Below are 20,035 nucleotides of genomic sequence, written 5' to 3' on the forward strand. Positions count from 1 at the left end.
CAGCATCGCGTTGCGAGACATGCTGACTTCCTCTTCTTGAAGTGGCGGCGTCATCCGCGGTCGACGTGTGAGTGACGACGTGCTATCGAGCACGGAATTGGCGGCGCAAACTGCGGCCCAGCCAACGTCCCTGCTAACGATTCCGCTGAAGTGTCGGCAGTCTTCGTCGGGTCCGGCTACGGAAATTCGGGGCGCGTCGGAAGCATCATTCGTTATCGGACGGCGAACTTCCGCGTTCGGCCAAACCTCGGACATTGGCCTGAGCCTTTGTGGTGACTCCGGAACTTCCTTTCGAATACGACAAGCGGTCGCCATACATCAGTTCAGGAGTACGCTGATCGCTTGTGTCGCCAGACAGCGTCGTGCGACGGCAACCGGACGGCTGTGTCGACTAGTTGATTAACACGGCCGAAGCAGAGTCCGGGAAAACGCCGTGGCCCGATGTTGGCCGTCGAATTTTCTTTATTCGGAATTGCCATGAGTTTCGGAAGTTCGCGCAAACGCAGGCTGAAATGCTTCGCTGCACCGGGCGACCCGCGTTTCCACAAGCGCCATCGCCGAGTGGAGTTGGGCCTGCCCATCGGTGTTATCTAGCCACCAGCGCCGTTCTGTTTTCGGAGCATCCGTGACGTTTCGCTGACAAACGGACAACAGGATCTTTGATGGACATCCAGGTCAAGCCAGCCGTCACCGTTTCGCTGCCGCCCGATCGGACCTTCGAAAGCGGTCACCGTGTCAACTCGTGGAACGAGTGGGACCCACTCGAGGAGGTGATCGTCGGACGGCTGGACGGAGCGGTCATCCCTCCATCCCACGTCAGCGTCACCGCCAACGTGCCGAGGTTCACGGCGAAGCTGCATCGTCTTTTCGCCGGCCGACACTACCCTAAGTGGATGATCAATCGGGCGCAGAAGGAACTCGACGCGTTCATCCGCCTTTTGGAAGGAGAAGGTGTGATCGTTCGCCGGCCCGACATCGTCAACCATCGCGCCCGTTTCCGTACGCTTTCGTGGTCCAGCCGTGGCTTCTGCGTATCCTGCCCGCGTGACGGATACCTGGTGATCGGCGACGAGATCATTGAAACGCCGATGTGCTGGCGTTCGCGCTATTTCGAGGGCGACGCGTACCGTACGCTGTTCAAGGAGTATTTTCGCAATGGGGCCCGGTGGAGTTCGGCGCCGCGGCCGCAATTGACCGACGAACTGTTCGACTACGACTACCAGATCCCGGGCACGGACGAACCGTTGCGCTACATCGTCACCGAGTTCGAGCCGGTGTTCGACGCAGCCGATTTTGCCCGCTGCGGTCGCGAACTGTTCGTCACCCGCTCCAACGTCACGAACCGGGCCGGAATCGAATGGCTCCGGCGTCATCTGGGCGACGGCTTTCGCATTCACGAGATCGAAACCCGCTGCCGCCAGCCGATGCATATCGACGCCAGCTTCAACCCGTTGTGCCCGGGCAAGGTGCTCGTCAACCCGGACCATATCGACGTATCCCGCCTCCCGCCGATACTCAAGAACTGGGACGTGCTGATCGCCCCGCGTCCCGATCCCGTCGAGGGAGTCATGTCAAAGCTCTCGATGTGCAGTCCATGGACCAGTATCAACACGCTGATGCTCGACGAAAAGCGGGTGATCGTCGACACCTCTCAGGTTTCGCTGATCAAGGCGTTCAAGGACTGGGGGTTTCAGCCGATCCCGTGTGCATTTCTCGGCTATGGGCCGTTTGGTGGCGCGTTCCACTGTGCGACGCTCGACGTCCGTCGGCTCGGCATACTGCAGTCATACTTCTAGTTTGAGGCAGGACTTACCGGGCGTTGTACGCGACCTCTCGCGGTGTCCGGTAAGTGCCTCATTGCGGCCGTTTGCGACGTCGACTGCTGAATGGCGCGTCAGGGTCGCACTCAGTCAGTCGCGGTGTTACACGGAGGCTTTGGCTCATGCAAATTGCATGGGTCGGCCTGCGGCCAGCTGGAGCCTTACAAGTCAACGCCACAACGGTCCGTTCACGAAGGGGTATGAGTCAGTCGCGATCGTCGCGACACCGCAATGGATCTGCGTTTGAGAGGGCGGCGAAGTGAACGCGCCGGCAAACATCGTCGTGCGCCCAATTACGGGCCTGCGGGTGGCGATAGCGGGGCATCCAGCTTTCTATAAGGCGACTTGCGGTCCGCCGTATCCCTCAATGATTACGAGGTCTAGTATCGCAGCCTGCAGTCTATGCAGAAGGGCAGCTTGATACTCATTCGAGTGCCAACAATCGACAGCAGCCTGGTATGACGGGAACTCCACCACCGTGTTGCGTGACCGACTGGTCCCCTCGGGATTCTCGAAGGTACCGGCGCGAACCAGAAAACGCGCCCCATACTTCTCCAATGCCGCGACGTTGGCGCTGGCGTAAGCATTGAATTTATCCTGATCTGTAACGTCAACGCTGACGATCCAGTAACCCTTGTTCATATCGTTTCCCCGAATTTATTGTCGTATTTCGATAGTTCGACGGTCTCTAAACCGCATGCACTGCCGCGCAGTGCTGTAGCTTACGAGACTGGACGATCGCAATGTATAATTTCGGCAGCGCAATGTAAACGCGCAATCTCGAAAGCTATCGTTGCAGTTGTGCAATACAAAATTAGCCCAACCGATTTATCTATCCTGCTTGCGCTGGTACGCGCTCGGACCTTGGCCGACGCCGGTGCGTTGTTGGGTATGAATGCCTCAACGGTGTTTCGCGCGGTGCAGCGGCTGGAACGCGGCGCGGGAGAGCGACTTTTTGAGCGAACGCGTGCCGGTTATCGTCCGACCGATTTAGCTACTCAGCTTTCCCTTCAGGCGGAAATCATCGAGACCGCGTTGGCGAGGGCACAGAGTGCTTTCGCCTCGCCCGATCATCAGTTGACCGGCACAGTTCGTATCAGTGCTGTAGACGCTGTGCTGCAAGCGTTTGTCGTTCCCGCATTGGTGGCGGTTCGAGCGGAGCATCCCCGGCTCAACATTGAGCTATTAGCGTCAAATGATCCCTTTAGCCTTACTCACCGCGAAGTAGATATCGCATTACGCTCGACTAATCGTCCGCCGCAACACGTCATTGGCAAGCAACTCGGCTCAATCCGGTTTGGCGTCTTTGGTGGGCGAGCTTTGGCGCGCAACTTCGAGCGTGATCCATCAGTTTTTGCGAGGGGGATGGCGGAACTACCTTGGATAACCGTGGACGACGCCATGCCTGAGCATCCCGGGGTCAGTTGGCGGAAACGAGCCTTTCCTGATGTGAAGCCCGCGCTACAGGCCAATACGATGCAGATGGTGGCGCACATGATCGAGCAGGGGCTGGGCGTCGGAATCCTTGCCCTCTTTCATGCCCAGGGAAACAGAGATCTGGTTCCCCTCAAGCTTCCGCTAGAGGACTGCAAGATTGACCTCTGGTTGCTAACACATCCTGAGTCGAGGCATTTACGGCGCATTGCGGAAGTTGCCGCTCGTATCGAAGCTCATGTAATGCGTGATGGTGGGCTTCCGTGAAACAGCAAAAGCACCACAAGCAAAGTAATGGTCAGACGTTCCGACCGCAATCTGTGAGAGTTTCCGCCATGAAGCACTGCACAGGTCGCACGAGTGAATGACCAATTCTCGGCAAGAATCAGACGTTCGGAGCAGATCGATGAACGGCAGCCACGGGTCGGTTTCGGCCGACCGCGTCGGCAGTAGTCGACCCATCGGTGACGCTGGGCGGCGCACCACAAACGTCTAAGGCGTGGCCATCTTCAGACGTTCGTTGCCAGTGCCCGTGCTCCGACCCGCACCAGAAGTGCTAGCTGCTCGCGCACCTGGCACGCGGGTCCTTTCCATGGCGTTGAACCGAAACCGCGGTTGTCGCGTGCACCAACTTATTGGCGACTCTCCGACCACGGAGAACGCCAGCGCCGCTGCGCTAAGGGACGGGGAATTTTGCCCGGGCGCGCGTCTGTAGCCGACCGATTGACACACGTAATCTCGCGTGGCGGAAAGCGAAAACTGGCGCGAGACGATCGATGGAACCTCGGGACAATCACCAGACATAGCGTAACCCGACGTCGCCCCAGACCCCCTTTTGGGTTCCGCTCTCCGAATCGTTGATCGAGAACTGGTAGCCGAACTGTCCGTACAGGCTCAAGCGGCTGGCGAGCTTCGCGGTCACACCTGCGGCGAAATCCATACGCGTGAATTGCTGTCTTATCGGGACCTGGTCGGCCCCCGAGTACACCGTCGTCGCCTCCCCGCCCCAATCGCGCCAGATATTGGCGCGCAGGTACGGCTGCCACACCTGACCGTTGGCGCGCTCGAGCGTCCACTCGCCCAGCACGCCTAGCCGCCCGACGGCACCCGATGTCGACCCCTGATCGACCGAACCCAGTCCGTCATTTTCCTGACTCAGCCCGACGTGTTGCCAGATGATCTGCGCCTGAGGTTCGAGCACAAAGCCGGGGCCGAGCGGCAGGGGGAACGGATAGCCCATTTCGAGCGACGTCGCAATCCCGGTACCCGAGATGGGCAACCGGGCAAACTGGGTCGTCGCATCGCCATCATAGTGGGTGCCCTGCAGTATCGCGTCGATATACCAGCCGCCCGGACCGTAATGCGTCCAGTACGCACCGCCGGAGTACGCGTTGAGGTTCACCGACCCGGTGTGGCTCAACACATACCCGGTCGCCTGTGCATTGGTGATGAGACCGTCCACGTCGACATTGCTGTTGCCGTAGGCGAAATAGACACCGGCGGCGTCGTGATGGCCGGGCAGGGAACTGCCGCGCCAAAGATCAACGCCGGTCTGGACGCCGATTTCCTGGCCGTTCGCGCGCGCATCGGTGAAGGTGCGGTAGTGATTGTCGATCTGCTCGCCGAAGACGCGCGCCCAGGCCGACTTGGCTACACCGCTGCCGCTGGTCCCGCTTTCGGCATTGGAGAGCGTGTCTCCGATGCGCTCGTGCATAGTGCCGAGCATCGTGAGGCCCAGTTGCCTTGCGAGCGGTTGCACCACCGAGTAGGTTGCAATTTCGGGCCCGATGTCCGGGTACTCCGCGGGGGGCAGCACGTCTGGCGGCGGATCGACAGGAAGATCTTCGTCGTGAGGGAGGAACGGTAATCCCGGTGTTACTCCAACGACGAAACTCGAGCGCAGGAACCAGTCATCGGGAAAGGTGCCGGCCACGCCGCCCCGAAAAAGACGGTAGCTGAAAAGGCCGCCGCGCACCTCGCCCGCGAGCGAGAACGCGCCAGCGTTCGTGGTGCCGTTGTTGCTCACCACGACAACCGGAATGCCGTTGGTCAGCGTTATCCCTCCAGGTCCGCCGGCATTGGTGATCGACAGCCTGGACGTGCCCGTGGCCGTGCCGCCGTCGATGACGAGCTTGTCCGACGGCGAGTTGTCTCCGCCGAGAAAGGTGTCGAGCGCAATCGTGCCGTTCTGGCCAACATAGTTCGTGGTGGTGAGTTCGGTACCCGGATCGCCGGCGGTATGAATCAGGCCCGCATTGACGACACTCGCGACGATCTGGTCATGGCCGCGCAAATCCATCGTTCCGGCAGACGCGATGTCATAGTTCGAATTCGCACTGAACACGTTGGCGGCGCCTGCCGCCAGGGTGCCTCCCTCGATCGTGGTCGTACCGGCATACGTGCTGGCTCCGGTCATCACCGTCTCGCCACTCAGGACGTCGACCGTGCCCTTGCCCGCCATGGCCGCAGGGAACACGTAGTTGCCACTGTTGTCGTTATGGTTGAACACGACGTCGCCCGTGCCGGCGCCGAACGTCAGCGTGCTGACTTCAAGCGTACCCGGAGCGACCGCTGCCGCGTTGGCAGCGGCGCCGATGTTCAGCGTCCCGATAGAGCCCGCATTCGTCGCAATGGAGACGGTGTTCGCGACGACCTTTGCGCCTTTCTCAATGGTCAGGGTCCCGGGGCCGAACTGACCGATGCTGAGCGATGTGCCTGCATTCAGCACCGAACCGGAGTCCGTGACCGTGACCGTGCCGGCACCGCCCGCTACGGGTGTCGAGCCACAGTAGGTCGGTCCGGCGCCGCACTGGCCCGCGATGAACGTGCCGCCGGAGCCTGTCACGTTGACGGTGCCTCCGTTGGAAACGGACATCGCCCCATTACCCTGGCCGCCCACGACCAGGTCGCCGTTCTGCACGTTGAGGGTCGCGCCCGTTCCGCTCACCTCCATCGAGCTAGCCCCCGCGAAGGCGCCGACGATGGCCATCCCGCTGATCGTCGCAGTGCCGTTGGACTGGATCTGCATATCCCCCGTGCCGCTGATACCGACCACCAGGAGCGGCGCGGTGAGCATGCCGCCATTCGACACGATGACTGTTCCTCTCGTACCGGCGCCGAACGCAAGGTAGATCGCGTTGCCACTCCTGACGGTGTCACTCGTGGCCGTGCCGCCGTCGGTAATCGTCAACATGCCGTCACCGAACACGCCGACACCGAGAGAGGTTCCGGCGGAGAGGGTGCTGCCGGCTCCGCTGACAAGCGCGGTAGCCGGGATGCTCCCCCCGATCTGGATACTGCCAGTCAGAGTGGAGACCTCGCCGCCATCCAGCACGTTCATTTGTGCCGAGGTGCCGCCGTTCCCAACGATAAACTGGCCCGCATTTGTATACGTCGAACCTCGCCCTTCGACTGTGAGCACACCGGTGGAGCCAGCCCCTTCTGCCACGCGGCTTATAAACTGGCTGAAAACGCTCCCCCCGTTACTCACTGTGAGCGTTCCAGAGCCGTTAAATCCGATGAAGTACTGTGACTGGGGGTTCGTCGTGCCGATCGTCCCGCCATTCACCTGCACCAACCCGGTACTGGCGGTTGCCTGGCCAATATGGAGACCGCTTAGTACGACGTCCGCGCCGGTCGGGACGACGAATGTGCCGCCTGGATCCCCGTGAACCGTCCCGCTATTGACTCCTGCGACGACCGTGCCAAGCGTCGACATTCCAGTGGCAGCGGTCACGGTCGTGTTGTTGTCGATGTTAAGGGCTGCTTGAGCGAATCCGGTTTCCGGGGACAGCATCACCCTGCAGACAAGCACCGCGATTGCGGCCCCGACTACTTTCGGGCGATTCGCTTCATGCCTGAGGGATTTTTCAGCTCGAGAAGGTTTGGAAGGCGCCTTGATCATGACGGACAGCTCCATTGTCAGTCGTCACCGAGGTAACCAGTGATCCGGCCAAATATTCGGATGTGTCGATTGGGTCGAACACGCGGACGGCCTCTTCGCAGCCTCATCGAATCGTCGGATCGCGATGCGCGAGGATTTTCTTTCGCGCCAATATCGATCGTGCCGTCGGAACCAGGACGCAGTGCGATCACACACACATTCGAAGACACACGCGCACCGGACTGTACGCGCAGCTTCGTCACGCATGCCTCGAACCGCGCGACGGACACAGGCACTTATCGAGTTAGTGGTTTTATGGGGGGGCGATGAAACGCTGGCGTCGCTCCAGAAGTTGTTATTCGCAAACGCGTGCGCTGCGCGTCCAGCCATCGCCGGTGCACTGATAAGCATGCAGAGCGTCAACGCGTGGTGGCCTGAATGTCCTGGACAACGCTTCATCTGCCATCTCCAGACGTTATTTCTATTGGCAACTATGAAATTCCACACGCCAAAAATGTTTGCGAATATTGAATCGATACTTTGCAATTTCTGGCAAATAAAATCTGGCAGCGAAGAATGTAAATTAATGTTTCGTTATCCTTTTAAATTTAATCGCGGAGTCTTGGGGTCGTTCCGTCTACGAAGATTACTCGATCTTTCCTTGCACTGCCATTTTGGATGAAAGCGAGATTTTATAGAAAGTACAATGCAAGAAATTCTCCGGCGAATCGGCTGCTTAAAGTCGAATTGAGAGGGTGTGGCTATTTTGGGGGCTTTGTTTGATAACGCATCGCTCAAGGCCATTAATGACCATCCACAGTCCGGTTCGGAAAAATGAATCCAGGATGTAGTTAAGAAAAACCTCAAAGCTGAAAAGGAAGGAAAAACAATTAACTTCGACACGTTAGTCCACAATGCTGCGCAAGCAGCAGAATTGCATTGTGCGAGAAAAGTGCTTGAACAAGGGGGCAATTAAGCCGTCTTCGGTGAAGATCTCTGCGCGGGTCTGCGCGACGGGGCGCGGCCGCCAAGGCTTGCCATGCCAATAGGGTGACAACACCGCCTGCGCGCCAGACATGGCCACCAAATCCGCGACCAGCGAACGGGTGCGAGTGCCGTCACAATCACGAACAGCACGTCGACGCTCCACGAGATCCATAACGAACTCAAAGGAAATACTCGTCATCGACGCTGAGCGGATCCCTAACAGAGTGTGAGGGCAAATCCAATGTCACCTTTGCGTCAGACTACGGTCGTACGATTCGACCGCACGAATGGCGTCATGTGGCCGGTCAGCGACCAATTGCTAACCGGCCCGACAACCTACACCTCTGTCTGTTCCGCCAATTCAAGTGCGACATCCACCTCTATGCCGAGGTATCGGACTGTACTTTCAAGTTTTCCGTGACTGAGCAACGACTGAACAGCCCTGAAGTTCTTCGTGCGACGATAGATGAGAGACGCCGTGGTCCGGCGCATGGTGTGGGTGCCGTAGGCTGTATCGTCAAGGGCGATTGACGCGATCCACCGATGAACCAGTCGGGCATATTGCCGTGTCGACTAGTGCGGAGAGTCGTGAATTCTGCTCGGAAACAGGAAGTCGCTTGCGTGCAGCTCCGCATGCCTTATCCATGCCGTCACGCTCTCACGAGTTGGTTCGGTAATTTCGAACTGTACAGGCCGTTGTGTCTTCTGCTGCATGATCGTCGCACGGCTGGCGACGTGTTCCCCGTGACAAATGTCGCGTACGCGCAGCTTCGTCAGGTCGCATGCCCGAAGCTTGCTGTCGATGGCGAGATTGAACATTGCCAGATCCCGCGCGCGGGACGATAGCTGCAGGCGCACGCGTATCGACCAAACTTCCTTCAGCTTTAACGGCAACTTCTGGCCGGTCAACCTTCCTTTGTTCCACAGTATCCGGCGACGGTCCCGTGCCGTTTGATGCGCTCATGGCAATCCCCTTTCAACTGAGGGGGATCTAGTCTGAGTCGGGAGCGATATCTGTCGGCGCTCGCAGTCGCAAATTTGACGTCGTCAGCCAATGTGGTCCGGACCCTGATGGAATAAATGGGGTTCGATAAATGTGGCGTTGCTAGCCTCATGTGCGCACGCCCTAGTTGCGGCAATGAAGGCAGGTCAGGAGTGGAGATTGGGAATTTCCCTAGGCGATCCGAGCTTACGTCGTGACACGACCTGTGCCCGCACGGTGAGGCAAACGCCCGCGTGCCCTTGTCGATCTGCTGTTCGAGGTAGCGGCCCGCCGTGCCTATCGCGTTGTTTTAATTGAGAAAATTTAACGTCCACGTCTGTCGCGTAGTAATCGCGAGTTCCAAGTTAAGTGAACAAAGTTCCAACTTAAGTGAATCTCGACACCAAGTGAATCGCGACACTGGCCCCGTTCTTGTATTTGTCATCCCCCGTCCATATAATTAGCACTCACTGCACGAGAGTGCTAACAATTCGCTGGCGAGCCGGCTTCGGCTTGAGGCCCGCCAGGTTTTCTCGAGTATCTCCAAGTCTCAATCAAGAGAGAGGATCTATCCATGAACCTTCGTCCTTTGCACGATCGCGTGATCGTCAAGCGCCTCGATCAAGAAACCAAGACCGCTTCGGGCATCGTGATCCCGGACGCAGCGGCAGAAAAGCCGGATCAGGGTGAAGTCCTGGCCATCGGCCCGGGCAAGCGCGATGACAAGGGCGCGCTGATCGCGCTCGACGTGAAGGTCGGCGATCGCGTCCTGTTCGGCAAGTACGCTGGTCAGACCGTCAAGGTCGACGGCCAGGAACTGCTGGTGATGCGTGAAGAAGACATCATGGCCGTGGTGAACAAGTAAGTTCATTCCACCGCTAATTCTTAGAGAATTCAAGGAGTTAAAAGATGGCAGCTAAAGACGTCGTGTTCGGCGATTCCGCCCGTTCCAAGATGGTTGAAGGCGTGAATATCCTCGCCAACGCAGTGAAGGTCACGCTGGGTCCGAAGGGCCGCAACGTGGTCCTCGAGCGCTCGTTCGGCGGCCCGACGGTCACCAAGGACGGTGTCTCGGTCGCGAAGGAAATCGAGCTGAAGGACAAGCTCCAGAACATGGGCGCGCAAATGGTCAAGGAAGTCGCTTCCAAGACCAGCGACAACGCCGGTGACGGCACCACGACCGCTACGGTCCTGGCCCAGTCGATCGTCCGCGAAGGCATGAAGTACGTCGCATCGGGCATGAACCCGATGGACCTGAAGCGCGGCATCGACAAGGCCGTCGCAGCAGCAATCGAAGAACTGCGCAAGATCAGCAAGCCCTGCACGACCAACAAGGAAATCGCGCAAGTCGGCTCGATCTCGGCGAACAGCGATACGTCGATCGGCGATCGCATCGCTGAAGCGATGGACAAGGTCGGCAAGGAAGGCGTCATCACCGTCGAAGACGGCAAGTCGCTGCAAGACGAGCTGGAAGTCGTCGAAGGTATGCAATTCGACCGCGGCTACCTGTCGCCGTACTTCATCAACAACCCGGACAAGCAAGTCGCCGTTCTGGACAACCCGTTCGTGCTGCTGCACGACAAGAAGGTTTCGAACATTCGTGACCTCCTCCCGGTTCTGGAACAAGTCGCGAAGGCTGGCCGTCCGCTCCTGATCATCGCCGAAGACATCGAAGGCGAAGCGCTCGCAACGCTCGTGGTCAACAACATCCGCGGCATCCTGAAGACCGTCGCTGTCAAGGCTCCGGGCTTCGGCGACCGTCGCAAGGCGATGCTGGAAGACATCGCGATCCTGACCGGTGGTCAGGTCGTCGCGGAAGAAACCGGCCTCACGCTCGAAAAGGCAACCCTGCAAGAGCTGGGTCAAGCCAAGCGCATCGAAGTGGGCAAGGAAAACACCACGATCATCGACGGCGCTGGCGTTGCTACCAACATCGAAGCGCGCGTCAAGCAGATCCGCGCCCAGATCGAAGAAGCGACCTCGGACTACGACCGTGAAAAGCTGCAAGAGCGCGTGGCCAAGCTGGCCGGCGGCGTGGCAGTGATCAAGGTCGGCGCTGCGACCGAAGTCGAAATGAAGGAAAAGAAGGCACGCGTTGAAGACGCGCTGCACGCAACCCGCGCTGCCGTTGAAGAAGGCATCGTCCCGGGCGGCGGCGTCGCACTGATCCGTGCTCGTGTTGCGGTTTCGGGCCTGAAGGGCGTCAACGCCGATCAGGACGCCGGTATCAAGATCGTTCTGCGCGCAATGGAAGAGCCGCTGCGCCAGATCGTTACGAACGGCGGCGAAGAAGCCAGCGTGGTCGTGGCAGCTGTTGCAGCTGGCCAGGGCAACTATGGCTACAACGCAGCGACCGGCGAGTACGGCGACCTGGTTGAAGCCGGCGTCGTCGACCCGACGAAGGTCACGCGCACCGCGCTGCAAAACGCAGCTTCGGTTGCTGGCCTGCTGCTGACGACGGATGCAGCCGTTGCTGAAGTGCCGAAGGAAGATGCTCCGATGCCCGGCGGTATGGGTGGCATGGGCGGCATGGGCGGCATGGGCATGGACATGTAATACCGGTTCGATCCGGCGTTACATCGAAGTGCAGGGAATGCGCCTCACGGCGCGTTCCCGCCCAAAAGAAAAAACCCGCAGCGATGCGGGTTTTTTTATGCGCGCACGGTTTTGCCGGGCTTAGGCGACTGTTGCGTTCGATTGCGTCGTCAGTGGTGCGCTTCGTCGGACGGAGGTGCATCACTGGCGCCGCCCTCGGACGTCTCGCTGTCGTTGCTCCGTGCCCAGAAAAAACGGTCCGGCAACCAGGCGCCCATCCCGGGTCGAAACGCGCTCTGCACCGCCTGATACAGATATTCCTGCGCTTCGCGCACCGCTTCGGGCGGCTCCTGGCCGTTCGCGAGCAGTGCCGCGATCGCGGCGCCGAGCGTGTCGGTCAGGCCCATCATCGGCTGCGTGGCGCGCTCCCACAGGTCCTGGCGCAGCTGGCCATCCTCCGAAAATAGCGTGTTGACCATCCGATGCGTGCCCGTCTCCATCGAAAGGATGTACTCGCAACCGGTCGACAGCAGATGCGCGATCGCCGCGTCGATGCTCGGCGCTTCCGCATCGCCATCGGGCTGCGCGAGCGCGAGCAGCGTCGTGGCGTCCGCGATGAGCAGCGTGGTCTGCGGCGCCAGCAGATCGGCGATCGCTTCGCGCAATTCGTCGGCGGCCAGCACGTGCTCGTCGTCGAGCGTGAAGTCGGGCGCGAGGATGAGGGGGATGTCGTCGTAGTCGGCGACCACTTCGGCAATCGCGCTCACCACTTCGGCGCGCGTCGCCGCGCCGATCTTGAAGGCCGCCACGGGCATGTCTTCCAGCAGCATCCGGGCCTGGGTCGCGACGACTTCGGGATCGAGCCCGGTGACTTCGTCGCAGCCCGCCGAATCGCGCACGGTGTAGCCAGTCAGCACGCTGACGCCGTGGCAGCCCATGCTGGCGAGCGTCAGCAGGTCGGCCTGGAGGCCGCTGCCGCCGGTCGGATCGGAAAGGCCGAAGGTGAGGACGATGGGAGGCGTATCGCTGGGCATGGATGTGGCGAATGTGGAGCGCGTGGCGCGGTTGGCGGCGCAGGGCGGCGCCGCGGCTCCAATTATGCGGCTTATCGGCGCGCCCGGGGACGGATGACGATGGCGGCTCGCGGATTTACGTGCGACGCGGCGCCGCGCGTCCGATCTCATCCGCTCTCCTGGCCGGATCTGATGCCAGGCGCCTCCATGTTTACAGTTGCTAGGCACAAAATCGGCAACACGGTACCATCATGGCTCTTGTTTCCCGACTGTTTTTTCTGGACTTTTCGACGCGGTATAAGAATGGAATATAGAAGCTGGATGTGCCTGATCTGCGGCTGGATCTACGACGAGGAAGCCGGTTTGCCAGAGGAAGGCATCGCGCCCGGTACGCGCTGGGAAGATGTCCCGATCAACTGGACCTGTCCTGAGTGCGGCGCACGCAAGGAAGACTTCGAGATGGTCCAGATCTGACGCCGTGTGCAGGCGAGGTGCGCTATTTGCCCGCTTTTTGCCTGCTGTGTGCTTTCCTCATGCGCGGGGTTCGTGCGCATGGTTCGCGTCCGCTGAGGCGGCTGGCAGGCCGGCCCTCGCGACGTCGTGAAATCCGCCTTCATTGGGTTGCGCGCCGTACTGCGTGGCAGTGACGGTGTGCCGGGCTGGAGCCCGGCACACAGGCCGCCTGCGCCGCAGCCTGGCTCTGCAATCGTTTTCGGCGCTGTCTCATCTAACTCATGAGTCTTCGTTCAACGTCCGTGGCCCGTTTCGAAGCCTTGCCCAATCCGCGCGGCGGCCGCGTGCCGCATGCCCGTGACGCGCTCGCAGAGGCGCTGTATGCGCTCGACGCGGACGGCGGGTACGTCGCTACGCCGCTGCGCCATGCGGCGAACGCGTTGCGTGAGGCGGGCTGGCTCGGTGCGGCGCGGTTCGCCGACACGCTGTTGCTCGCGTCGTCGCTCGCGCTATCTGTGAGCGGGAGTGCGGCTGTACACAGCGCGCAGTCGTCACGCCACGCGCTTGAGGGTGACGGGGATCACGCCGTGCGCGCGCTCCTTCGCGACGCGCTCGCCGATCTCGCCGCCGCGCTCGATCGGCACAATCTGCGCGAGCTCTCGTGTTCGCCGGCGCTTTACGCGCGGCAGCATTCGCTGGTCGTTGTGCTCGGACGGCACGCGCCGGGCATTTCGCTGGCCTACGAGGATGTTGCGCTGCAGGGCCGGCCCATCGCGCCCGCGACTCTGCGGGCGCTACCCGCGCACAAACTCGCGCAGATTCGCGCGCGTTTCGAGTCGGCGCTGCTGCCAGCGCTCAAGGCGCGAAACGCCGCGGGCAGCCGCGCGGCGGAGGCATTGGCGGACGCGGCATTCGACGAGATGGACGTCTGCCTCGCCGAACTCGCGAGCCCCGACCCTTACGATTACTGGCGCCTTGCCGCGGCATGCGGCCGTACGTTGCGGCGCGGTGCGGCGTCGTGGGGCGACGAGGACGTGCGGCGTTTCTACGCCCGCTGCAATCTGCTGCTCGCTGATCACTCGCACGGGCTGCGCGTCGCGCCGCAATCGCTGGTGCGCGCGACGCTCGCGCTGTTGTGGCGCGACTACGCACTTTTCGGCGCGGCGGCTGAAGATACCGATGACGTCGAGCTGTTGCGCGACTACGGCCTGACTGTGGACTGGCACATCGCGGGCACACAGGCGTCCGAGGCGCTCTGGGAGGCGGGGGCCGCGCAGGCCGACGCCACGGCGTTGGGCGTCGCGCCCACGCGCGAACTCGGCGCGCTCGCGGTCAACGCTAATGCGTATGAGGATTTCCTGCAGACCGCCGATGCGTCGATGGCCGCACTCTCCGCGCACGCTGAGGCGTGGTCCGCTCGCTCGCAACGCGACGCCGCGCAGGCCCTGCTCGCGGCCGATGCGTCATACGGGCTGGGCGCGGCGGCGTGGGCCATTGGCCTCGGCCACGTCGGGCTGCTTGCCGATGCGCTTGGGCTCGCGTGGCGGCGCACCGCTCATGCAGTGGGGCAGTTCGAGTCGCTCGACCCGCCGCTGGCGGCCAACGTGATTCCCGCACCGGACGCTGCCGCAGTCGAGCGCGCCAGCGAATCGCTGCGCGCCATGCTGCACAAGATCGCGGCAGGCATAGCGCAGCCCGATGCGGCGAGCGCCGTGCGTGCGCTCGGCGTGTCGATCGCGGGCGCGACCGCGCTGCCCGAGCGTCCGGATGGCGGCGCGCAGTCCAGTTCACCCCGTTAGGACCCACCGGCGAGTGTTTCCGGGCATCGTGCTTGCAGGCGCTTCAGGCGCTCGTCCGTGTTTTTCCATACGCAGCTTCGCTGGCCGAGTCATGGCACAACGTTCGACGTCGAGCCAAAAGACTTCGCCGACCGGCACCGTTACCGCGTTGTGCATTGCAGAAGAGGCGCGCACGCGTGTTAGAGTGACTCCTTCCCGTTTGTAAGCATCGCGGCGAGAGGGCGCCACGATGCGCGCGCCTTCGCGGCGCGCCGCGGCCCCGAAGACGGCGGCGCCGGCGTACCGGCGCGAAGCCGCCATTCCGCATCGTCTTTGCTAGAATTCAAACCATGTCCAAGAGTAACGATCGCATCAATCTGACCAACCAGTTCCTGATTGCCATGCCCAACATGGCAGACCCCACGTTTTCAGGAACTGTGGTCTACCTTTGCGATCATTCCGAGCGCGGCGCGCTCGGCCTCGTCATCAATCGTCCCACCGACATCGACCTGCAGGCTCTCTTTTCCCGCATCGACCTCAAGCTCGAAATCGAACCGCTCCTGCACGTGCCTGTCTACTTCGGCGGCCCCGTGCAGACCGAGCGGGGCTTTGTGTTGCATGCGCCCGAAGAGGGCACGAGCTATACGTCGTCGATGTCCGTGCCGGGCGGCCTCGAAATGACCACGTCGAAGGACGTGCTCGAAGCCGTCGCGAACGGCAAGGGCCCCGAGCGCTTCCTGCTCACGCTCGGTCATGCCGGCTGGGGTGCGGGTCAGCTCGAAGACGAAATCTCGCGCAACGGCTGGCTCACGGTCGAAGCCGATCCGAAGATCGTCTTCGACGTGCCCGCCGAAGGGCGCTTCGAAGCGGCGCTCGCGCTGCTCGGCATCTCGTCGTCGATGCTTTCGGGCGAGGCGGGTCACGCATGAGCGTGGCGCCCGGGCGGGGCGCGAGCGAGGCCACCCTGCTTGCGTTCGACTACGGCGAAAAGCGCATCGGCGTCGCGCTCGGCAACGTGCTTACGCGCAGCGCCCGCCCGCTCACCGTGATCCAGAACCGCAGCACCGGCTATCGTTTTGAAGCCATCGGCGCACTGCTGCGCGAGTGGCAGCCCGATCTGCTCGTGGTCGGCCTGCCGACGCATCCGGACGGCACGCCGCATATCATGACGCAGTTGGCGAAGCGCTTCGGCAACCAGCTTAACGGGCGCTTCAATCTGCCGGTGGTGTGGGTGGACGAGCGCTATTCGTCCGTCGATGCAGAAGCGCGCATGCGCGAACGCGGCGACGACAAGGCTCAGCTCGACGCCGAAGCGGCCTGCGTGATCCTCCAGCAATACCTCGACGAACGCTCCGCGCCCACGCCATGAGTCCCAGCGACACGCTTGACGCCGAGGCGCTGTATCGCGCCGTTCTCGATCAGATCCGAGCTGCGTATTCCGTGGATGCGTTCAGCGCGCCCGATGGCATCGCGATCGCCGGTATCTACAGCGGCGGCGCATGGATTGCCGAGCGGCTTGCTCACGATCTCGGCGCGAGTGGATGGGGCGTCATCAACGTCGCGCTCCATCGCGACGACTACGCGAAAAAAGGCCTGCACAGCGAAGCGAGTCCGACCTCGTTGCCGTTCGACGTGGCGGGCCGCCGCATCGTGCTGGTCGACGACGTGCTGTACACGGGCCGCACGGTACGCGCGGCCATCAATGAGTTGTACGACTTTGGCCGCCCTGCGTCGGTGGAGCTGGCGGTGCTCGTCGATCGCGGCGGCCGTGAGCTGCCGATGGCGGCGCGTTTTACCGGCGGTACTGCGGCCGTGCCCGCCGATGCGTCGCTCGTGCTCGAACGCGATGCCGACGGACATTTCGCGTTTCACGTCGAGCCGCGCGGCGGCAACTGACTGACCCGCATGCAACGTGTGCCTCGCGACAGAACCGGCTTTGTGCGCGTTCTGTTCGAACCGGGCCCTGCGTGCAAAGGAACCTTGCAATGAACACACAGCCCACTGCGGCACCCGCCGATAACGGACGATTTCGTTACGGCTTCCTGAAGGGCAATCCGCAACTCACGAAGAACGGCGAACTCAAGCACCTGCTGACGATCGAGGGCCTGCCGCGTGCGATCGTCACGCACATTCTCGACACCGCTGCGCAATTCGTGAGCGTGACCGATCGCGATGTGAAGAAGGTACCGCTCCTGCGCGGCAAGTCGGTATTCAATCTGTTCTTCGAGAACTCGACGCGCACGCGCACGACCTTCGAAATCGCGGCCACGCGTCTTTCGGCGGACGTGCTCAACCTGAACATCAACGCGTCCTCGACGAGCAAAGGCGAAACGCTCCTCGACACGATCGGCAATCTGTCCGCAATGCACGCCGACATGTTCGTCGTGCGCCATGCGTCGAGTGGCGCGCCGTACCTGATCGCCGAGCATTGCGCGCCGCACGTCCACGTGATCAACGCAGGCGACGGACGTCACGCGCATCCCACGCAGGGGCTGCTCGACATGTACACGATCCGCCACTACAAGCGCGACTTCACGAATCTGCGCGTAGCGATCGTCGGCGATATTCTGCATTCGCGTGTCGCACGCTCGGACATTCACGCGCTCACCACGCTCGGCGTGCCCGAAGTGCGCGCGATCGGGCCGCGCACGCTCTTGCCGGGCGGGCTCGAACAGATGGGCGTGCGCGTCTTCCACAACCTCGACGAAGGCTTGAAGGACGTTGACGTCATCATCATGCTGCGTCTGCAGAACGAGCGCATGAGCGGCGCGTTGCTGCCTTCGGCGCAGGAATACTTCAAGAGCTGGGGCCTCACGCCCGAGCGTCTCGCGCTCGCAAAACCCGATGCGATCGTGATGCATCCGGGGCCGATGAACCGTGGCGTCGAAATCGACTCGCAGGTCGCGGACGGCCCGCAGTCGGTGATTCTCAACCAGGTGAGTTTCGGCATCGCGGTGCGTATGGCGGTGATGGGCATCGTCGCGGGAAATAACGAGTGAACCCGAGGAAATAACAGGGCAGCGCATGAAGATCCATATTCAAGGCGGCACGCTGATCGACCCGGCGGCCGGCACTGAACAGCAGCAGGATGTGTACATCGCGGACGGCACGATCATCGCGCTGGGCGCGGCGCCTGCCGGCTTCCAGGCAGATAAAACGATCGACGCGAAGGGGCTTTACGTGGCGCCCGGTCTCGTCGACCTGAGCGCACGGCTGCGCGAGCCGGGCTATGAGCATAAGGCCACGCTCGATTCGGAAATGGCCGCGGCACTTGCGGGCGGCGTGACGAGCCTTGTGTGCCCGCCCGACACCGATCCCGTGCTCGATGAAGCGGGCCTGATCGAGATGCTCAACTACCGCGTGGGCAAACTCGCTCGCGCACGCGTCTATCCACTCGGCGCGCTCACGGTGGGCCTGAAGGGTGAGGTGATCACGGAGATGGTGTCGTTGACGGAAGCCGGTTGCATCGGCTTCACGCAGGTCGATAAGCCGATCGCCGATACCCAGGTTCTGCTGCGTGCGTTGCAGTACGCGAGCACGTATGGCTATGCCGCGTGGCTGCGTCCCCAGGATGCGTTCCTTTCGAAGGGCGGCGTGGCGGCGAGCGGCGCGGTGGCGTCGCGGCTCGGCCTGTCCGGCGTGCCGGTGAGCGCGGAGACGATCGCGCTGCATACGCTCTTCGAACTGATGCGCGTGACGGGTGCGCGTGTGCACGTGATGCATCTTTCGTCGGCTGCGGGAGTCGCGCTCATGCGCGCGGCAAAGGCCGAAGGCTTGCCGGTGACGTGCGACGTGAGCGCGAACCATGTGCATCTGATCGACATGGACATCGGCTATTTCGATGCGCAGTTCCGTCTCGATCCGCCGCTGCGCCAGCAGCGCGATCGCGACGCGATCCGCGCAGGTCTCGCGGACGGCACGATCGACGCGATCTGTTCGGACCACACGCCCGTGGACGACGACGAAAAGCTCCTGCCGTTCGCCGAGGCGAGCCCGGGCGCGACCGGACTAGAACTCCTTCTTTCGCTCACGGTGAAGTGGGCGGACGAGGCAGGTGTGCCGCTCGCAAAGGCGCTTGCACGCGTCACGTCGGCGCCGGCAGGCATTGTGACGCTCGACGCGGGCCGCATTGCGCTTGGCGCGAACGCGGACCTCTGCGTGTTCGACGCGCACGCGCACTGGTACGTGGAGCCTCGCGCACTGAAGAGCCAGGGGCACAACACACCGTTTCTCGGCTATGAGTTGCCTGGCGTCGTGCGTGCGACGCTCGTCGCGGGGCGCGTCGGCTTCGAGCGCGGCTGAGTCAGCCCGCACGACATCCGCATCGCATCGATCGCTATCGTTTTCGACTGGTTCGCCATGAGTCTATTTGTTCGCAAGACCCGTTTGCTTATCCACCTGCTGCGCGGTGCGCTGACCGTCGCGTTGCGCTTTCCGCGCGCGAGCGCTGATCAGCGCCATGCCATGAACCGTGCGTGGTCGCTCAAGATGCTCGAGCTGTGCGGCATGAAGCTCGTCGTCCACAACGACGCGGCTCGCCTCGATGCCGGTGCGCTCGTCGTCTGCAATCACATCTCGTGGATCGACATTTATGTGATCAACGCGTGGCGGCCGACGCCGTTCGTCTCGAAGGCCGAGATCCGGGGCTGGCCGCTGATCGGCTGGTTCGCGCAGAATCTGGATACGGTGTTCGTCGAGCGGGAGAAGCGCAGCGACGCGCGGCGCATCATGCACGAACTCGCGGCGCGGCTGGACCGCGGCGAGCTGATGTGCGTGTTCCCCGAGGGCACGACGTCGGACGGGCGCGCGCTCAAGCCGTTTCACGCGAACATGTTCCAGGCGGCAGTGTCGGCGGGCAAGCCCGTGCAACCGCTGTGCATTCTCTACGAGGACGCAGAGGGGCGGCAGTCCACGGCACCCGCTTATATCGACGATGTCTCGCTCAAGCAGTCGCTCGATGCGATGCTCAAGGCTGGGCCGCTGACCGCGCACGTCTACGTGGGTGAGCCGATCCAGCCCGAGGCCGACCGGCGCAAGCTGGCGGCGCAGGCCGAGGCCGCAGTGGGCGCAGCGCTCGAAGAGATGCGGGGGGTACCGCTGCCAGGCGGTGAGGGTGTGATGCAGGCGTCCTGACTGGGTGTCCTGCCGGT

Annotated in this window: 16 protein-coding genes and 1 pseudogene; 12 read left to right on the plus strand and 5 right to left on the minus strand. The window is 62.1% G+C overall.

The window, feature by feature from the left end; all coding sequences use genetic code 11:
• Window positions 1–662 precede the first annotated feature (662 nt).
• Window positions 663–1,796, plus strand: a complete 1,134-nt coding sequence (locus tag L0U80_RS03020) for an amidinotransferase (RefSeq protein WP_233862440.1) — start codon at window positions 663–665, stop codon at window positions 1,794–1,796.
• Window positions 1,797–2,153: 357 nt separating this feature from the next.
• Here L0U80_RS03020 and L0U80_RS03025 read toward each other — a convergent pair whose 3' ends face one another.
• The gene (locus L0U80_RS03025) at window positions 2,154–2,462 is read right to left on the minus strand and encodes a DUF1330 domain-containing protein (RefSeq protein ID WP_233862441.1); all 309 of its coding nucleotides are present in this window, start codon (window positions 2,460–2,462) and stop codon (window positions 2,154–2,156) included.
• Between the two features lie 159 nt (window positions 2,463–2,621).
• Here L0U80_RS03025 and L0U80_RS03030 point away from each other — a divergent pair, with 159 nt between their 5' ends.
• Complete coding sequence (locus L0U80_RS03030) at window positions 2,622–3,521, plus strand: LysR family transcriptional regulator (RefSeq protein WP_233862442.1); 900 nt, start codon at window positions 2,622–2,624, stop codon at window positions 3,519–3,521.
• 526 nt (window positions 3,522–4,047) lie between these two features.
• Here L0U80_RS03030 and L0U80_RS03035 read toward each other — a convergent pair.
• From L0U80_RS03035 to L0U80_RS03045, 3 genes and pseudogenes are all read right to left on the minus strand, one after another.
• On the minus strand, window positions 4,048–7,050 hold the full coding sequence (locus L0U80_RS03035) for an autotransporter family protein (protein ID WP_233862443.1): 3,003 nt from the start codon (window positions 7,048–7,050) through the stop codon (window positions 4,048–4,050).
• 991 nt (window positions 7,051–8,041) lie between these two features.
• Window positions 8,042–8,323, minus strand: coding sequence for a hypothetical protein (locus L0U80_RS03040; RefSeq protein WP_233862444.1), 282 nt, complete (start codon window positions 8,321–8,323; stop codon window positions 8,042–8,044).
• Window positions 8,324–8,460: 137 nt separating this feature from the next.
• Window positions 8,461–9,054, minus strand: a pseudogene (locus tag L0U80_RS03045) (tyrosine-type recombinase/integrase).
• 626 nt (window positions 9,055–9,680) lie between these two features.
• Here L0U80_RS03045 and groES point away from each other — a divergent pair.
• Together groES and groL are read left to right on the plus strand one after the other, a co-directional pair.
• A complete protein-coding gene (gene groES / locus L0U80_RS03050) occupies window positions 9,681–9,971 on the plus strand; it encodes a co-chaperone GroES (RefSeq protein WP_091996917.1) in 291 nt (96 codons plus the stop codon).
• Window positions 9,972–10,015: 44 nt separating this feature from the next.
• Window positions 10,016–11,662, plus strand: coding sequence for a chaperonin GroEL (groL, locus tag L0U80_RS03055; protein WP_233862445.1), 1,647 nt, complete (start codon window positions 10,016–10,018; stop codon window positions 11,660–11,662).
• Window positions 11,663–11,811: 149 nt separating this feature from the next.
• Here the strand turns inward: groL and L0U80_RS03060 are convergent, their stop codons facing one another.
• Window positions 11,812–12,675 (minus strand): hydroxymethylpyrimidine/phosphomethylpyrimidine kinase, encoded by an 864-nt coding sequence (locus L0U80_RS03060; protein ID WP_233865617.1) that lies wholly within the window; start codon window positions 12,673–12,675, stop codon window positions 11,812–11,814.
• A 282-nt stretch (window positions 12,676–12,957) separates the two neighbouring features.
• Between L0U80_RS03060 and L0U80_RS03065 the strand changes: the two genes are divergently transcribed.
• The 8 genes from L0U80_RS03065 to L0U80_RS03100 all read left to right on the plus strand — a co-directional run bounded on the left by L0U80_RS03065 (window position 12,958) and on the right by L0U80_RS03100 (window position 20,018).
• Entirely contained in the window at window positions 12,958–13,128 is a 171-nt protein-coding gene (locus L0U80_RS03065; RefSeq protein WP_025527884.1) for a rubredoxin, read from the plus strand.
• Window positions 13,129–13,388: 260 nt separating this feature from the next.
• Complete coding sequence (locus L0U80_RS03070; protein ID WP_233862446.1) at window positions 13,389–14,906, plus strand: hypothetical protein; 1,518 nt, start codon at window positions 13,389–13,391, stop codon at window positions 14,904–14,906.
• A gap of 329 nt (window positions 14,907–15,235) precedes the next feature.
• Window positions 15,236–15,814 (plus strand): YqgE/AlgH family protein, encoded by a 579-nt coding sequence (locus tag L0U80_RS03075; RefSeq protein ID WP_233862447.1) that lies wholly within the window; start codon window positions 15,236–15,238, stop codon window positions 15,812–15,814.
• Window positions 15,811–16,254 (plus strand): Holliday junction resolvase RuvX, encoded by a 444-nt coding sequence (ruvX, locus tag L0U80_RS03080; protein WP_233862448.1) that lies wholly within the window; start codon window positions 15,811–15,813, stop codon window positions 16,252–16,254. Before L0U80_RS03075 ends, ruvX begins: the two co-directional genes overlap by 4 nt.
• Window positions 16,251–16,781 (plus strand): bifunctional pyr operon transcriptional regulator/uracil phosphoribosyltransferase PyrR, encoded by a 531-nt coding sequence (gene pyrR / locus L0U80_RS03085; protein WP_233862449.1) that lies wholly within the window; start codon window positions 16,251–16,253, stop codon window positions 16,779–16,781. The genes ruvX and pyrR overlap by 4 nt, the downstream gene beginning before the upstream one ends.
• Window positions 16,782–16,870: 89 nt before the next feature.
• Complete coding sequence (locus L0U80_RS03090; RefSeq protein ID WP_233862450.1) at window positions 16,871–17,884, plus strand: aspartate carbamoyltransferase catalytic subunit; 1,014 nt, start codon at window positions 16,871–16,873, stop codon at window positions 17,882–17,884.
• A gap of 25 nt (window positions 17,885–17,909) precedes the next feature.
• Window positions 17,910–19,187 (plus strand): dihydroorotase, encoded by a 1,278-nt coding sequence (locus L0U80_RS03095; protein WP_233862451.1) that lies wholly within the window; start codon window positions 17,910–17,912, stop codon window positions 19,185–19,187.
• A gap of 57 nt (window positions 19,188–19,244) precedes the next feature.
• Entirely contained in the window at window positions 19,245–20,018 is a 774-nt protein-coding gene (locus tag L0U80_RS03100; RefSeq protein ID WP_233862452.1) for a lysophospholipid acyltransferase family protein, read from the plus strand.
• Window positions 20,019–20,035 lie beyond the last annotated feature (17 nt).

This window comes from Paraburkholderia adhaesiva (assembly GCF_021390575.1).
Taxonomy (GTDB): Bacteria; Pseudomonadota; Gammaproteobacteria; order Burkholderiales; family Burkholderiaceae; genus Paraburkholderia; species Paraburkholderia adhaesiva.

Bases quoted from the DNA above. Each gene is read 5' to 3' on its own strand.
- L0U80_RS03020 (WP_233862440.1), top strand. From the start codon at position 663: ATGGACATCCAGGTCAAGCCAGCCGTCACCGTTTCGCTGCCGCCCGAT.
- L0U80_RS03025 (WP_233862441.1), bottom strand. From the start codon at position 2,462: ATGAACAAGGGTTACTGGATCGTCAGCGTTGACGTTACAGATCAGGAT.
- L0U80_RS03035 (WP_233862443.1), bottom strand. From the start codon at position 7,050: ATGCTGTCCCCGGAAACCGGATTCGCTCAAGCAGCCCTTAACATCGAC.
- L0U80_RS03040 (WP_233862444.1), bottom strand. From the start codon at position 8,323: ATGACGAGTATTTCCTTTGAGTTCGTTATGGATCTCGTGGAGCGTCGA.
- groES (WP_091996917.1), top strand. From the start codon at position 9,681: ATGAACCTTCGTCCTTTGCACGATCGCGTGATCGTCAAGCGCCTCGAT.
- groL (WP_233862445.1), top strand. From the start codon at position 10,016: ATGGCAGCTAAAGACGTCGTGTTCGGCGATTCCGCCCGTTCCAAGATG.
- L0U80_RS03060 (WP_233865617.1), bottom strand. From the start codon at position 12,675: ATGCCCAGCGATACGCCTCCCATCGTCCTCACCTTCGGCCTTTCCGAT.
- L0U80_RS03065 (WP_025527884.1), top strand. From the start codon at position 12,958: ATGGAATATAGAAGCTGGATGTGCCTGATCTGCGGCTGGATCTACGAC.
- L0U80_RS03070 (WP_233862446.1), top strand. From the start codon at position 13,389: ATGAGTCTTCGTTCAACGTCCGTGGCCCGTTTCGAAGCCTTGCCCAAT.
- L0U80_RS03075 (WP_233862447.1), top strand. From the start codon at position 15,236: ATGTCCAAGAGTAACGATCGCATCAATCTGACCAACCAGTTCCTGATT.
- ruvX (WP_233862448.1), top strand. From the start codon at position 15,811: ATGAGCGTGGCGCCCGGGCGGGGCGCGAGCGAGGCCACCCTGCTTGCG.
- pyrR (WP_233862449.1), top strand. From the start codon at position 16,251: ATGAGTCCCAGCGACACGCTTGACGCCGAGGCGCTGTATCGCGCCGTT.
- L0U80_RS03090 (WP_233862450.1), top strand. From the start codon at position 16,871: ATGAACACACAGCCCACTGCGGCACCCGCCGATAACGGACGATTTCGT.
- L0U80_RS03095 (WP_233862451.1), top strand. From the start codon at position 17,910: ATGAAGATCCATATTCAAGGCGGCACGCTGATCGACCCGGCGGCCGGC.
- L0U80_RS03100 (WP_233862452.1), top strand. From the start codon at position 19,245: ATGAGTCTATTTGTTCGCAAGACCCGTTTGCTTATCCACCTGCTGCGC.